We start from the raw sequence: 13,362 nt of genomic DNA on the forward strand, positions 1-13,362 counted from the left end.
AGAACTTAGGAATAAGTGCTGACACCCTATTTGTTTACAGTTTGAGGACTAAGAGAAATTCTTTTACTGTTTAGGAATTTATTCTGCAATGCTCTCATGGTAAATGACTAGATAGTTTAATTATGCTTGTGCTGAAGTAAATAATGACTCCATTTTCAATTTGCTCTTCTCTCGAATTTCAGCATCTGCGTGTCTCATAACGTATTTATGCGCTACAGCGATTGCTAAAACATCATCTAATAAGCCAATCCCAATAATAGCAGCTATATCTGGAATGAAATCAATTGCTAATACGTAATAAGATAAAGCGGCTAATATTATGAATTTCGCTTTAGTAGGTAATTCTTTCTTTTTCATTGTGTAGAATAAAATAATACTTTCATATACGCTGGATTTACCGAGGTTTACAGAGCTTTTTTTGAACTTTTTCCAAAGTGTCTGTTTCTCCATATAAACACTCCTTTTACAAAAACATAGATTTTTTAAAAGGATGGACAAAGAAGTGAGAGATTAATCAATTTTATTGTTTTTCTTAATTATATATTTCCATAAAAATAGGGGAATACCTGTTCAAAATAATATAATGTGGATTATGCAACGATTCACAGTGTTCCGTTACATAGTATATATATTGTAAGATGTATGTGGGTGATTTAGTTATTATTATGCATTTTATAAGCGGTATGGGGGAAGGAAAATGAAAATAATAGAACTACCAATTGAATTCGAATTTAATGGGCAAAAACAATGTATTTATCCAAGTTTAATTATAGTACATAATGAATTAACGTTAGTCGATACAGGATATCCAAGCTTTTTACCTTTAATTGAAAATGCAATGTTAAAACATGGATATGAGATGAAAAACTTAAAGAATATAATTATTACCCATTATGATGATGATCATCTAGGGGCTTTATATGATTTCAAATTGAAATATCCTCAAATTAATATTATTGCTAGTGAAATTGAATCTAACTATATTAGTGGTGATATAAAATCAGAGAGGTTGGCTCAAGCTGAAAAAATGCTAGAACGTATGCCAAATGAAGAAAAAGAATTTGGTAAATGGTTTATACAACAGTTAAAAAATATAAAACATATTTCCGTCGATGAAAAAGTACATGATGGTCAAATGATTTTGAATAATGAATGTCAAATAGTAGCGACGCCAGGACATACTTCGGGGCATATTTCATTATATTTTCCGAATTTAGACTGTGTAATTACAGGAGACGCAGCGGTTCAAGAGAATCGAGAGTTAGTTATAGCTAATCCGAATTTTTGTTTGGATATAGAAAAAGCAAAAGAGTCATTAAATAAGATTAAAAGTCTTAAAGCAGCGCAGTATTATTGCTATCATGGAGGAAAGCTTACTGTATAAACTAATGAAAACCGGTCTTTCCTAAATCGAAAAGATCGGGTTTTTAGTTCATATATTTTGCGATTTCAACCAAATCAGTAACATTATATTTCGGTAAAATTGAAATATATATGCAAAGAAGAATATATATAATTTGAGCAAGGGTATAGGGGGAAAAGATGGGTTCGTGATTTGATGTAATAGCAAATGTTATTTTATTTTATCCTCGAAATGACATGAAATTGAAACACCATATCGCAAAATTAAGTGAATTTGAGTGGTTTCGAAGGCTACACGAAGATACAAAGTATACAAGATTAATTTGGAGTAATAGAAAAATTAAAAAGTTCATTCTATCTTCTACTAATATGCAAGCATTAATAAAATCTGAGAAAAAACAAAAAGAATTTGTCCATCTAGTACAGGATGAATATAAAAAAAGAAGATAAGAATTTTTTTATTTTTCATATTTAGCGAAACAAATGGTACAATGAAAGCTAATGTGAAAAATAAGGAAAAGAAGTGGTCTATTTGAAAAACTTTTTAGAATTAGGAATTAGTGAAACTTTTAATCATACATTACGTGAAAATGGAATTACAGAAGCAACACCAATTCAAGAGAAGGCAATTCCAGTTATTATGTCAGGTAAAGATATTATTGGGCAGGCGAAAACAGGAACGGGTAAAACGTTAGCATTCGTGTTACCGATTTTAGAAAAAATCGATCCAGAGTGTAGTGATGTTCAGGCTTTAATCGTTGCGCCAACAAGGGAACTAGCCCTGCAAATTACAACTGAAATTAAAAAAATGCTTGTTCAAAGAGAAGATATTAATGTACTAGCGATATATGGCGGGCAAGATGTCGCACAACAGTTGAGAAAATTAAAAGGTAATACACATATTGTTGTAGCGACACCGGGACGATTATTAGATCATATACGCCGTGAAACAATTGATTTAAGTAATCTTTCAACGATTGTATTAGATGAAGCGGATCAAATGCTTTATTTTGGTTTCTTATATGATATTGAAGATATTTTAGATGAGACACCTGGTAGTAAACAAACGATGTTATTCTCAGCAACGATGCCAAAAGATATTAAAAAATTAGCGAAGCGTTATATGGATGAGCCGCAAATGATTCAAGTACAAAGTGAAGAAGTAACGGTAGATACAATTGAACAGTGTGTCATTGAGACGACAGATCGTGCAAAGCCAGATGCACTTCGTTTTGTTATGGATCGTGATCAGCCGTTTTTAGCAGTTATTTTCTGTCGTACAAAGGTTAGAGCAAGTAAGCTTTATGATAATTTAAAAGGACTAGGTTATAATTGTGCTGAACTTCATGGTGATATACCTCAAGCGAAACGTGAAAGAGTTATGAAGAGTTTCCGCGAAGCTAAAATTCAGTACTTAATTGCAACGGATGTAGCAGCTCGTGGACTTGATGTAGATGGTGTAACGCACGTATTTAATTTTGATATCCCTGAAGATGTAGAAAGTTACATTCACCGCATTGGCCGAACAGGACGTGCAGGTGGATCAGGCCTTGCAATTACGTTCGTTGCAGCGAAAGATGAAAAACATTTAGAAGAAATTGAAAAAACGCTTGGTGCACCAATACAAAGAGAAATAATCGAACAACCGAAGATAAAACGTGTAGATGAAAATGGAAAACCGGTACCAAAGCCGGTTCCAAAGAAATCAGGTCAAAATCGTCAAAGAGATAGCCGCGAAGGTTCAAGAAGTGAATCAACACGTGATTCGAGAAATAGCTCGAGAAGTGATTCAAGAAATAGTTCGAGAAATAGTTCTAGAAATGAAAATAACCGATCATTTAATAAGCCAAGTAATAAAAAAGGTAGTACAAAGCAAGGTCAGCAAAGACGTGGCCGTTAAATAGTTATAATTGTAAAAGAGTCGCAAAATATTGTGGCTCTTTTTTTGTTTGTATACAACAAGGATGATGGCAAGAAAAAACAAAAATTTCATTCACCGTATTTGAAATTTATAAAGGAAATTTTATAGTCCAAAACCAGTAGAGCAAGGGTATTACTACCATGTCGCAATTCAAGAACAAGTGCAACTTATGCATGAAAAATATTTAAGCGGAAAAATCGAGAGAAAGCAATTTGTAACATATTCAAACGGTACGGGAATGTTATGCAGTAGCAAAAGAGAACGGAACTTATTATGTCTATTATTTCGGCAGAACACTTTGGTTGAAAGAAAAGGTATTAAAGTGAGCGAGTATTTTCATTACACGCTCCGCAATTATCGAAAGGGGACAAGAGAAGTTTATGAAGAATTTAACTCGTATTGGGGTACGATCGTTGGAAACTGGAAAAATAATTTGTTCTTTTTGTTCGATGGGGAACTCAAGAGGCACAACTGCCATCCTTATTAGTAAATTGCTTACTATGATGATGAAGGTAATGAAGAATGAAGTTACCAGAAGGGACAGCATGCGAAATAAGAAAAAAGGACTAGCAGTCGTACCTGCCGTCCTTTAATAGGAGAAAAAGTAATCTTGTTTAGAACTACGCATAAACAGAAAATCTGCTTGTAATTAGTTTTACCCTAAATATACGTGTCTATACAAAAAAGGGATAAGTAAAAAATACTTATCCCCGGAAGGGAAATCCCAAGCACCAAAATGGCTCGTATTGGTCTGCAGGTTCAAAAGTAGTATATGTAAAACGAAAAATCTCATACAAAAAGCAGACAACGATTTTGGTTGTCTGCCAGTGAGTTCAATGAGTTAGCTAATTGTGATAATTTGCATCCCCATTGCGAGAAGAGTGAAGCTGCTAGTTCAAACAGCTTGTTGGTATTATTTTCGATTTCTTAAAAAATATACAGAGAAAGCAGATAAGTGAAGAACCTACCTGCTTTTGCTGTAACAAAAGAAAGAGGTATTAGCCGTGGAAACGGCGGCTTGAAAATAGTATGTATTTTTGTTTGAAAAATATTCAAGAGGTGAAGAAACATGGAATGTTTAAAAGGTGTTTGTGAAATTAATCAGCTAATTAGTAAAACAAAATAGTTATTTGGGAGAAAGGGAAAATGAATATGAGATGAATTGAAGCTGTTGAAGAATTATTTGAAGTGATGAAAGAATACTTTTGGAAGGGAACATCTTTAAAGGGTGAAGCTAATGATTTTAATATTGTATCTTGGCTAATTGAAGAAGCGATCCGTAAAACAAAATAAAGATTTCATTTTGTAGCAATGGGGAATAGATATGTGTACTTATTGGGGGAAAGTAGATAGGGCAAGAACCGGAACAAAATAAAAGAGCGGCTAGCAAAAGCTAACTGCTCAATACAAGGAGATACAGAGAAGACTACTTTAAATGAATGTTGGCATACAGCCTACATACAGTATTGACCGAATATTTATTTTAAATTCAATTTATTTAAAGTAAACATCCCAACAGATAAAATGGTTGCGCCTGCTACAGAACCTAGCCAGTCTCTCCAGCCTAATGTATTTAAAGATGCATCTGTTAAATCCGTAATTAAGAAGATAGCAAACATTAATACACCAAATGCTAAGCATCCCCAAAATGTTTGCAAATATTTAATCATCTTCTTTCGGAACTTGCTCATATAAATCACCCTTATTAATAATTTATATTTTTATAAATAAATTATCGCATGTGCGAAAATTAAAAGTGCGAAATATGCAATATTACATATTGGAACTCAACAAAATACTCCATTGATAAATACATAGATTGAACGGAGGGGGAACCGTATCGTATGAATCAAATGTCATTTTTTGAAGTCATCGATGTAAAGGAGATGCGCTGACTTGTGGTGAAGGAGCTGAAAAACTACAAAGTATTGTGCGTCTGGATGAAGAATCGAGAAAAATAGGATCAAGCGGAGGGCATCGTTCTTTTAAGTGAAATTGCAATTCAAGAATTAGGTGAGTTTTGCGATAGATTCGGTAATGAATTAGTTATTCACGCTGTTAATAAAGCAATTGATGAAAATGTACCAAAGTGGAGATATATTCGCAGTATTTTAAGTAGTTGGGAAAAGGAAAAAGTAAAAACATTAAATGATGTCGCTGCTTTAGATACTCGATTTGAAATGAGTAAGAAAAATAACAAACGTACTGGTAAAGGTTATTCCAAACGAACGGAAGTTGTACCGGATTGGTTACGCAAACAAGAAGAACAAGAGCCAATACAGCAGCCACAGCAAACTCAAAGCGATGATCTTGAAGATAATAAGAAACGTTTGGATGAGATTCTAAATAAATATAAAAATACTAAAGGAGAGTAAGGTATGAAAAACACAGGCGTTGCAAGAAAAGTGGACGAGCTAGGTGTGTAGTAATTCCAGTAGAGTTACGCAGAACTTTAGGGATTGTCGAAGGAACGACAATAGATTTTCATGTCGAGGGTGAAAACATTGTTCTAAGAAAATATGAAAACTCATGCTTTGTGACGGGTGAAGTTTCTGAAACCAACATAGAGTTGCTAGGTGGCCGAATGTTTTTAAGCAAGGAAGGGGCAATTGAATTACTGGATCTTATTCAGAAGAGTGGGATGGCACATGCCTAAGCAACTAAATATTTTCGATGTAGAGCCAGCAATTTGTGAATTCGATGTAATGAAAGCCAATATTAAGAAAGGAACTGGGCGCAATACATACGCTGATGTACGAGTCCAAGTCCCAAAGAATGCAAAGAGTACGGATGAGTTACCACGCACAACTAAGCAAGATGATCGTTATGACATCTTTGAACAATATGTAATGGCAATTTGGAGATTTCAACGGGCTGTAGATAAGTTTTTTAATTGGGATACAGCTGAAGAATTGTGTAAGGAAGCAAGGGATAAAAAAGAAATAATTCCGATAAGGGTTTATTTAGGAAGTGGCTTTAAACCTGATGTTGTTGAGTACATGAGGTAGTAAAAGGGAGATGGACATATGAAAAAAGTAGAAATTGATGTTAGTAATAACAAGCTTTTAATAGTAAAGGATGGAAATGTTACAGCATTCAATCCACCGGAGAGTGGTTTTGGTGAGCAAGTTGCTGTTTGGATAAACGGTAAAGTTGATCGTGTAGATACTAAGTTTACTGAAAAGATAAAATAATCATTTTAAGAAAGTAGGTTCGCTTATGAGTGTAGCGAGAAATCATGAAGCGATGAAGGAATCACGGTTGAAGGTATACATCGCTTTAGAAGAAGCTAACTTCATTTGGGATGAAAGAGATGTAATTCGTTTTCGTGAAATGTGGAGTCAAGGCATGAGTTTACCAAAGATGGCAAAAGCGTTAAGGAGACATCAAGCTGAGGTTGCTATCCTTGTAATAGATCAGGCTGATAAGTATTTAATTAAAAATCGTCCGATAGGATTAGGGATTTGCTAAATAGGAAGGGGAAAGCAAAATGAATTTAACTAAAATATTCAGAATGCAAAAGGTGTTAGATACAAGAATCATTGAGGAGCATGGATTAGAAGGGCAAAATTTATTTTACAATATGATTCTTGCATTACAGGTTGAAATTGGAGAACTTGCAAATGAAACAAGATGCTTTAAGCATTGGAACAATAAAGGACCTAGTGAAAAAGAAGTTATTTTAATGGAGTATGTAGATGGATTTCATTTTATATCTTCATTAGGGAATGGCATCGGATTTAATCCTAATGAATATAGCCTGAAGTTATTAGAACATAATGCAAACGTCTATACCGCAAGTACGCTAGTAAATCAATTTAACAATGTATATGAAGCTTGTATCGGAATTTCGTGCAACTCAAGACATTGAGCTTTATGAGGAATTATTGTACTCGTTCTTAGGTTTAGGTAAGAAATTAGGAATCACATTTGAAGAGATTGAGCAAGGTTATTACAAAAAGAATGAAGTGAACCACCAGCGCCAAGATAACGGATATTAAGACCAAATTTGAATTTTATAAAAATAAATATTGAGGATAATCCTTATAAATAAAGGCTCCACTCTCAAAAGGGTGAGAGTGGAGCCTGTGGATGATATTACTGAGTTCTTGGGATGGTGAACATCAGCACATAAATAATAGTATGAGTATTCAGAAAAATCATTGAGTAAATGTTTCCGATTTTTCAAATTATAGTTAATTGATTTTCATTAAACAAATGCGTTATTTGAATAGAAAATGGCAGGTAATTGACTAAGTTACCTGCCGTGTGCCTAAAAAGTCCGGAGGGGTAAAGCTCCATTTTTAAAGAGTGTAGTCATGGGAAGTTGACTTGAGGATAGTTTGTGTAATGTAAAAAAGATTATTCGTATAGGAGAATGAAAAAAGAGCACATATCAAATATGTACTCTTGAAAAAAGGAGGCTCCTATAAGCGATGAAACATAATACTACAACATATGATTGCCTCATTTAAAGGTGCAAGGAATGTACAAAATAGTTATTGTGTTGAACAAAAAAACATGCACAAAAATTGTGCATGTATAGTAAAAGCTATGTCTTGTCTATGTAAATATATGCTTAGTTTATATAAATCGTGTGTATGTTTGAACGAAATGGTTATTTGCAAATATAAAGAGCGCTTTTTAAGGCGCTCCATGACCAAAACTAAAATTGAAAAAGAATACCACATGATATTTTATGTATGTTCTTAATACATGTGCAGATCTTTCTTTTGCACAACAAAGCAGCTAGTTAATAAAACTAACTGCTTGTTGTACAAAAGAAACGCTCCGCTTACAGAAATAGTTTGTAACTTTAAGTTACAAAAATAGTATGAACAGGGTTGAAAATGTTATGCAGAGATGAAAAAAATAAAATAAAAAAGAGCACCATGCATAAGTGCTCTTTAAGATAGGAGGTAACACTTTGAGCTGAACGGTTAGGTTAAAAGTATATGTTATAGAAAAGGAATAAGACCTAAAACTTATTTTTAACTAAATGCAAAAGAGAGCAGCTAGCATAGCTAGCATAGGCTAACTGCTATAAGAACATTACATTCACGAATTTAAGGAGTATAAATATTTCGTGAGTTTTGTATAGTATGGACAAAAATATCAAGTTTATGTAATGAAAATTAAAATAGAGCAGTCATTTGCATTAACTGCTCCATTTAATTAAAAAAACTTTTTACATAACAATTTAATCCTTTGTAGAAAACTACGAGGGGTTAAATTGTTCAAAGAGTATTCCATTTGAGGTCTAATTAATTTAAGTTCTTAAATGAAATTTTGAGGAAAACATTCACGAACACCAGAATTTCTTAATGAATTAAATAATGCTGCACTGATTCTTAATAGGACGTTGTTATCAGTTCCATCTTCTAAATCGTATATTACAAAGTATGAATTGTCGACTGTGAAAATACATTTTCGTTCTAATTTAAATCCAGGTGGTACAGTTGGAAGTGTATCAACTGGTTCAATTACAGGTGTATCTCCTTCATCTCTGATAAAATTGAAAGTTTGCTGATCAATTTCGTAGATATTAACTGGATCAATTTCTACACCTTTATCTGGAATTGTAATTTCATCTTCAACTAATAAGAAAAAGCGTTCGTTTCGAAAATTGAAAAGAGATCTTGCTCCAATTTCAAATGATGCCATTTTATATTAACCTCCTTAGCAACTTTTTTATAGGTTTAAAGTCACTTTTATACAATATGTTAGATTAATAGATTTGGTTACGGCATGTACTACGTAAATTACTAAATTAGGGGTCTTGCCCTATGCCTATCAAGCTAAGGTTATGAAGTATTCCAAAAACGATAACAGAGCTTCGTTGTTACAAGAAAGTTAAAATTTTCGTTCTGGGAATCTATTAGATTTTAATTTGATGGTGATGGGGTAGTGCATGTTTTTTGGGAAAAGCGTATTAAAAAATAAATAAAAGCGTTATTTTATAGTGATATAAAAAGAGTACATATCGAATATGTACTCTTGAAAAAAGGAAGTGTAAATAAGTGATGAAACATTATACTACAACATATGCTTGTCTCATTTAAAAGTGCAAGGAATATAACAAAATAGTTATTTTAATAAAAAACGGGGAAATGAGGGGAGTGAAAAGAAAAGAACCCTTTATATAAAGAGTTCTTCTGGCAATTTAATCTATTAATTGCACTCGTGGTAATATTCATTACATGAATCGTTATTATCGTTACAGCAGATACAAAATGTTTTTTGAATAAATAAACTAACTACACTAGCAGGACCTTCCTGCTTTGTAAAAGTAAGACTTTGAAAATCTTCAACTTGAAATATTTTTGTTTGAACGGGTTGTAATGTAGTAGTAATTGGTAGGCTAGATCTTCTTGTTAGAATAGTTACTTGAACGGGGGCACTCATGCCGACAACAAATAACTGAATTAATGTTTTATTGTGATTGTTGGTGAAATCTTCAAATACTGTTTGTGGAGTGGTATCTAGGAGGTCGATAGATATAGGTATATTTCCATTTAAATTTACTCCTGAACCACCAATTGTATGAGTCTCAACAAAACAGTTATTTTTTTGAGGGTCCGAATGCGCTTGGTTTTTATAATACTTTTTACCATCTTTATAAAAGTAATCAGCCATATGAATTTAAAGCTCCCTTCTTTTAGATGTCTATATAGTCTATTTAATAAAGCGAAGTAGTGCTTGTACAACATAATAAAATCCGCTCTCGTAATTATTTGAAAATTAAAGAGCGCCATTCAAGGCGCTCTCGGATAAACAATAATATTGAAAAAGAATACCACATTATATTTTATGCATGTTCTTAATAAATGTGCAGTTTTTTAACAAAATCCTTATTTGAAAACAAGAAGCCCTAGAGTTAGGGCTCTAGGGCTTCTTGTTTTGGTATTCTCACATGGTTTTTCAAAAAGAATAGAACATATTGAAGATAACATGTGAATGTTTCATAAATGTATCAAAAAAGTGAACAAAATTGCTATTGCAGAAGAAGCAGAAATGAAGTTTCTAATACGTAAGTACGTGAAAGGTATTATTTCCAGTGGATAAAATGCGCATGGGACACTTAATCATTATTTTATCGGGGGAAAAGAATATGTTATGAACTTGGTTGAATGAAAAAATGAAAATTTTACTTTTAGAGTGAAACTAAACAAAAACGCTATTCAGTAGAGCTTTAATTCCATGGGAAAAGAGCACTTCGTAAAAGTGCTCTTCTGACCCAAATCCATTTTGTAAAAGAGAGGAATACGTAATATCATATGAATTTATTTTTAAATGTGTTTAAAATCGTATAAAAACTTCATTTTATACAATAAAACAGCTAGCGTGATTAGCTAGCTGTTCTGGTAAAAAAAGAAAACGGTGCTTATTAAATGTTAATTGTGTAATTGCAAATTACAACCATAGTATTCGCAGAAGCGAAAATGCTATGCAAGAAAGTTAAATAAAAATTTCATTTTGTGTAAAAAAACCCTAGTTCCCTAGGGTAATGATATAACAGCCAAATATATTTTATCCTTTTATATCGTAACGTAATATTACGTTGAAAACATCAGGTAAATGAAACCAATTACAGAAAATAAGAGCAGCTAGCAAAAGCTAACTGCTCTCCAGAAAAACGTTAAGAAGGAAGTTCAGAACTCAAGTGCATTTATAGTATGGACGGAATATTGAATTTTATTCAGGGGATAGAGCGAAATGGGTAATGCATGTACATGCCATATAGATAAAGATAAATGCTTTTGGTGCAGAGTTCGGATTGGGACATTTGGAACTAACTCATCGCAAGGAGTGTTTATGTAACTTTCTAATGGTAAAGAATTTAGATTTCATACACATGATATGAATAGTGCTCATGAATTAGCTGATGCATTAAGTGATAATGTGGTCAAATTGGATATACCAAACGATAACAACTTAGACAAGCCTAATAGAATTAAAGAAATCATCAATTCTTAACAAAATAATCCTTTTGTTTATAGAAAAACAAGCTACCACGTTTCATTGATTGGGAATCTTTTCTAAGGTATTCTTAAGAGGATGGGAATAAAAAGAATATCTTCGAGAGGAAAGGGATTAATTTATGTTAGGAAATTGGTTTGATAAATTAAAAGAACCTAAATGTATACATAGATATAAACTTATTAAAAGTCATGACAATGAAAATTTTAAAACTGGTAAGATGGGGATAGTTATTAGTTATTAGTTATTAGTTATTAGTTATTAGTTATTAGTTATTAGTTATTAGTTATTATAAATGTGAAAAGTGTGGGAAAGAGAAGGAAATCAGCAAATATACTAATGATGTTAATAATGACTATTGGGATATATAAAATAACATTCGAATATAGTCCGGCTAGAAAACTAGAGGACGCCAATTCATTAAAGCAGCAATGAAAGCTGTTTTAGGAATTGGTGTCCTTTTTATTTTGAAAAGGGAGATGGGGAAATGAGGGTGTTAAAGGATTAGTTACATGAATGGAAAAGTCAATCCAAGCAAGGAAAGAAGAAAAATAAGACAAAACCAAAAGAGAAATTAAGTACTCGTGAAATTGAGGATTTAATGGGGATGCATAGACCTTGTTATGAACGAAGACGTGGAGCAATAAGACAAAAGTAATCTAAAAATAAAAGGAGTGGTCTTACATGACTAAACAATTATCTTTTTTACCAAAAATTGACAGAAAAGCGACACACGAAGAATTAGAAGGTGTTTTGGAAAGTGTACGTATACATAGACAATTTGGGATGATGCGTAAAGAAATGAAAGGCACTCCTTCTTATGAAATACGTGAGCACGGTCCTACACATGCTGTTGGTAAACCGTTAGAAGATGTTGCTATAGTAAATATTCAACAAAGCAAACGAGAAGAGTGGCTTGAAATAATGTCGGTACGTATTGATCAGTTTTTAAATCGATTAGGAAACGAACGTGCAGGAAGTATTCAGAGAGATATTATTTATAAACGTTATTTAGAAGATGAGGACGTGTGTGATTATATGGTTTATAACGAAATAGGGATGTCAGAGCGTACTTATCGACGTTGGAAATCTAAAGCTTTTTATAAACTTGCTTTTGCGCTCGGATTAGAAGTTTACGAGACAGAAGAAACGGGAGGTAATGAATAATGAATTTCGTTCAACCAATACGTGATCCAGAGCAAATACAGCAGCTTAAAGAGTATTTTAAGGAAAAGAGCTTACGTAATTACATTCTCTTCATTATGGGCATTAATACAGGTCTTAGAATCTCGGATATTTTGAAACTGAAGGTAGGAGATGTCAAGGGCAGTCATATATCTATGAGAGAAAAGAAAACAGGGAAACAGAAACGAATACAAATTACTGCAGCACTGAAAAGAGAACTGAAATGGTTTATTGAAGAAAGGGAAGACAATGAGTATTTATTGCAAAGCAGACAAGGTAAGAATCGTCCTATTGGTCGTAGCATGGCATATAAGATATTAAGCGGAGCAGCGTCAGAGTTCGGGTTGGATGAAATAGGAACACATACGTTAAGAAAAACATACGGGTATCACATGTACATGCAAACAAAAAACATAGCATTACTCATGGAGATATTTAATCACTCGTCAGAGAAGGTCACGTTACGTTATATAGGTGTAAATCAAGATGCAATGGATAAAGCAATGACTAGGTTTAAAATCTAAGCATTGCTTATTTCTTTTAAATCTAGGGGTATCGTAGTATTTTTGAAAAAACACGTTAAAAGTATGCAAGGTTTTATACAGTTTTTTGGCTAATCCAGTAACAAACAATAACCCTAAAATCGCGCTAGGATAGGAATGTATAAAAAATGCATAGATCCATAGAACAAAATAGAAGGTTCCTTTCTGTCGATAATGAGACGTTATGTTAATTAGGTTTGGATATTGTATACATCGTCTTTTCTTCAACTAAGAGTGCAGATTCATACAATAGGAATTATTTTTAAAATTATAAAATAAGAAAAAGTGAACCTATATTAATACTGATAGAGCTATGTTATAATCAAAATAAGGGTTTTACCCTTATTCCCTTTTTATAGGAGAGTGTTTAAC

The 13,362-nt window shown here is 32.8% G+C and carries 12 protein-coding genes and 4 pseudogenes; 12 read left to right on the forward strand and 4 right to left on the reverse strand.

Annotated features, from left to right (window positions below):
- Window positions 1–120: 120 nt before the first annotated feature.
- On the reverse strand, window positions 121–450 hold the full coding sequence (locus tag DN399_RS11600) for a YkvA family protein (protein ID WP_000415083.1): 330 nt from the start codon (window positions 448–450) through the stop codon (window positions 121–123).
- A 247-nt stretch (window positions 451–697) separates the two neighbouring features.
- Between DN399_RS11600 and DN399_RS11605 the strand changes: the two genes are divergently transcribed.
- The 3 genes from DN399_RS11605 (at window position 698) to DN399_RS11615 (ending at window position 3,262) form a co-directional block, all read left to right on the forward strand.
- The gene (locus tag DN399_RS11605; RefSeq protein ID WP_000691166.1) at window positions 698–1,384 is read left to right on the forward strand and encodes an MBL fold metallo-hydrolase; all 687 of its coding nucleotides are present in this window, start codon (window positions 698–700) and stop codon (window positions 1,382–1,384) included.
- A gap of 215 nt (window positions 1,385–1,599) precedes the next feature.
- A complete protein-coding gene (locus tag DN399_RS11610; RefSeq protein WP_003270560.1) occupies window positions 1,600–1,812 on the forward strand; it encodes a hypothetical protein in 213 nt (70 codons plus the stop codon).
- Between the two features lie 73 nt (window positions 1,813–1,885).
- Window positions 1,886–3,262 (forward strand): DEAD/DEAH box helicase, encoded by a 1,377-nt coding sequence (locus tag DN399_RS11615; RefSeq protein ID WP_149149575.1) that lies wholly within the window; start codon window positions 1,886–1,888, stop codon window positions 3,260–3,262.
- A 1,499-nt stretch (window positions 3,263–4,761) separates the two neighbouring features.
- Here the strand turns inward: DN399_RS11615 and DN399_RS11620 are convergent.
- Complete coding sequence (locus DN399_RS11620) at window positions 4,762–4,974, reverse strand: hypothetical protein (RefSeq protein WP_000033159.1); 213 nt, start codon at window positions 4,972–4,974, stop codon at window positions 4,762–4,764.
- 294 nt (window positions 4,975–5,268) lie between these two features.
- Here DN399_RS11620 and DN399_RS11625 point away from each other — a divergent pair.
- The 6 genes and pseudogenes from DN399_RS11625 to DN399_RS11650 all read left to right on the forward strand — a co-directional run.
- Window positions 5,269–5,658, forward strand: a pseudogene (locus tag DN399_RS11625) (DnaD domain-containing protein); the annotation flags it as partial.
- A 3-nt stretch (window positions 5,659–5,661) separates the two neighbouring features.
- Window positions 5,662–5,939: pseudogene (locus DN399_RS11630) on the forward strand (AbrB/MazE/SpoVT family DNA-binding domain-containing protein).
- Entirely contained in the window at window positions 5,932–6,291 is a 360-nt protein-coding gene (locus tag DN399_RS11635) for a hypothetical protein (protein ID WP_016122507.1), read from the forward strand. Before DN399_RS11630 ends, DN399_RS11635 begins: the two are co-directional and overlap by 8 nt.
- A gap of 18 nt (window positions 6,292–6,309) precedes the next feature.
- Entirely contained in the window at window positions 6,310–6,477 is a 168-nt protein-coding gene (locus tag DN399_RS11640) for a DUF3954 domain-containing protein (protein WP_006923988.1), read from the forward strand.
- Window positions 6,478–6,502: 25 nt separating this feature from the next.
- Window positions 6,503–6,754, forward strand: a complete 252-nt coding sequence (locus tag DN399_RS11645) for a hypothetical protein (protein ID WP_006923989.1) — start codon at window positions 6,503–6,505, stop codon at window positions 6,752–6,754.
- Window positions 6,755–6,773: 19 nt separating this feature from the next.
- Window positions 6,774–7,284: pseudogene (locus tag DN399_RS11650) on the forward strand (dUTP diphosphatase).
- A 1,276-nt stretch (window positions 7,285–8,560) separates the two neighbouring features.
- On the opposite strand, the gene DN399_RS11655 reads toward DN399_RS11650, so the two are convergent.
- Both DN399_RS11655 and DN399_RS11660 read right to left on the reverse strand, forming a co-directional pair.
- The gene (locus DN399_RS11655) at window positions 8,561–8,947 is read right to left on the reverse strand and encodes a hypothetical protein (RefSeq protein ID WP_006923995.1); all 387 of its coding nucleotides are present in this window, start codon (window positions 8,945–8,947) and stop codon (window positions 8,561–8,563) included.
- Window positions 8,948–9,454: 507 nt separating this feature from the next.
- Window positions 9,455–9,919, reverse strand: coding sequence for a hypothetical protein (locus DN399_RS11660; RefSeq protein ID WP_016122509.1), 465 nt, complete (start codon window positions 9,917–9,919; stop codon window positions 9,455–9,457).
- Window positions 9,920–11,384: 1,465 nt separating this feature from the next.
- Between DN399_RS11660 and DN399_RS28625 the strand changes: the two are divergent.
- The 3 genes and pseudogenes from DN399_RS28625 to DN399_RS11680 all read left to right on the forward strand — a co-directional run bounded on the left by DN399_RS28625 (window position 11,385) and on the right by DN399_RS11680 (window position 12,972).
- Window positions 11,385–11,634 (forward strand): annotated as a pseudogene (locus tag DN399_RS28625) (hypothetical protein).
- A gap of 313 nt (window positions 11,635–11,947) precedes the next feature.
- A complete protein-coding gene (locus DN399_RS11675; RefSeq protein WP_049107806.1) occupies window positions 11,948–12,430 on the forward strand; it encodes an ArpU family phage packaging/lysis transcriptional regulator in 483 nt (160 codons plus the stop codon).
- Entirely contained in the window at window positions 12,430–12,972 is a 543-nt protein-coding gene (locus DN399_RS11680) for a site-specific integrase (protein ID WP_006924002.1), read from the forward strand. The genes DN399_RS11675 and DN399_RS11680 overlap by 1 nt, the downstream gene beginning before the upstream one ends.
- The last annotated feature ends 390 nt before the right edge of the window (window positions 12,973–13,362 follow it).

Origin of the sequence: Bacillus sp. AR4-2 (genome assembly GCF_008274865.1) — a bacterium.
Lineage (GTDB): Bacteria > Bacillota > Bacilli > Bacillales > Bacillaceae_G > Bacillus_A > Bacillus_A cereus.

Bases quoted from the DNA above. Each gene is read 5' to 3' on its own strand.
- DN399_RS11600 (WP_000415083.1), bottom strand. From the start codon at position 450: ATGGAGAAACAGACACTTTGGAAAAAGTTCAAAAAAAGCTCTGTAAAC.
- DN399_RS11605 (WP_000691166.1), top strand. From the start codon at position 698: ATGAAAATAATAGAACTACCAATTGAATTCGAATTTAATGGGCAAAAA.
- DN399_RS11610 (WP_003270560.1), top strand. From the start codon at position 1,600: ATGAAATTGAAACACCATATCGCAAAATTAAGTGAATTTGAGTGGTTT.
- DN399_RS11620 (WP_000033159.1), bottom strand. From the start codon at position 4,974: ATGAGCAAGTTCCGAAAGAAGATGATTAAATATTTGCAAACATTTTGG.
- DN399_RS11635 (WP_016122507.1), top strand. From the start codon at position 5,932: ATGCCTAAGCAACTAAATATTTTCGATGTAGAGCCAGCAATTTGTGAA.
- DN399_RS11640 (WP_006923988.1), top strand. From the start codon at position 6,310: ATGAAAAAAGTAGAAATTGATGTTAGTAATAACAAGCTTTTAATAGTA.
- DN399_RS11645 (WP_006923989.1), top strand. From the start codon at position 6,503: ATGAGTGTAGCGAGAAATCATGAAGCGATGAAGGAATCACGGTTGAAG.
- DN399_RS11655 (WP_006923995.1), bottom strand. From the start codon at position 8,947: ATGGCATCATTTGAAATTGGAGCAAGATCTCTTTTCAATTTTCGAAAC.
- DN399_RS11660 (WP_016122509.1), bottom strand. From the start codon at position 9,919: ATGGCTGATTACTTTTATAAAGATGGTAAAAAGTATTATAAAAACCAA.
- DN399_RS11675 (WP_049107806.1), top strand. From the start codon at position 11,948: ATGACTAAACAATTATCTTTTTTACCAAAAATTGACAGAAAAGCGACA.
- DN399_RS11680 (WP_006924002.1), top strand. From the start codon at position 12,430: ATGAATTTCGTTCAACCAATACGTGATCCAGAGCAAATACAGCAGCTT.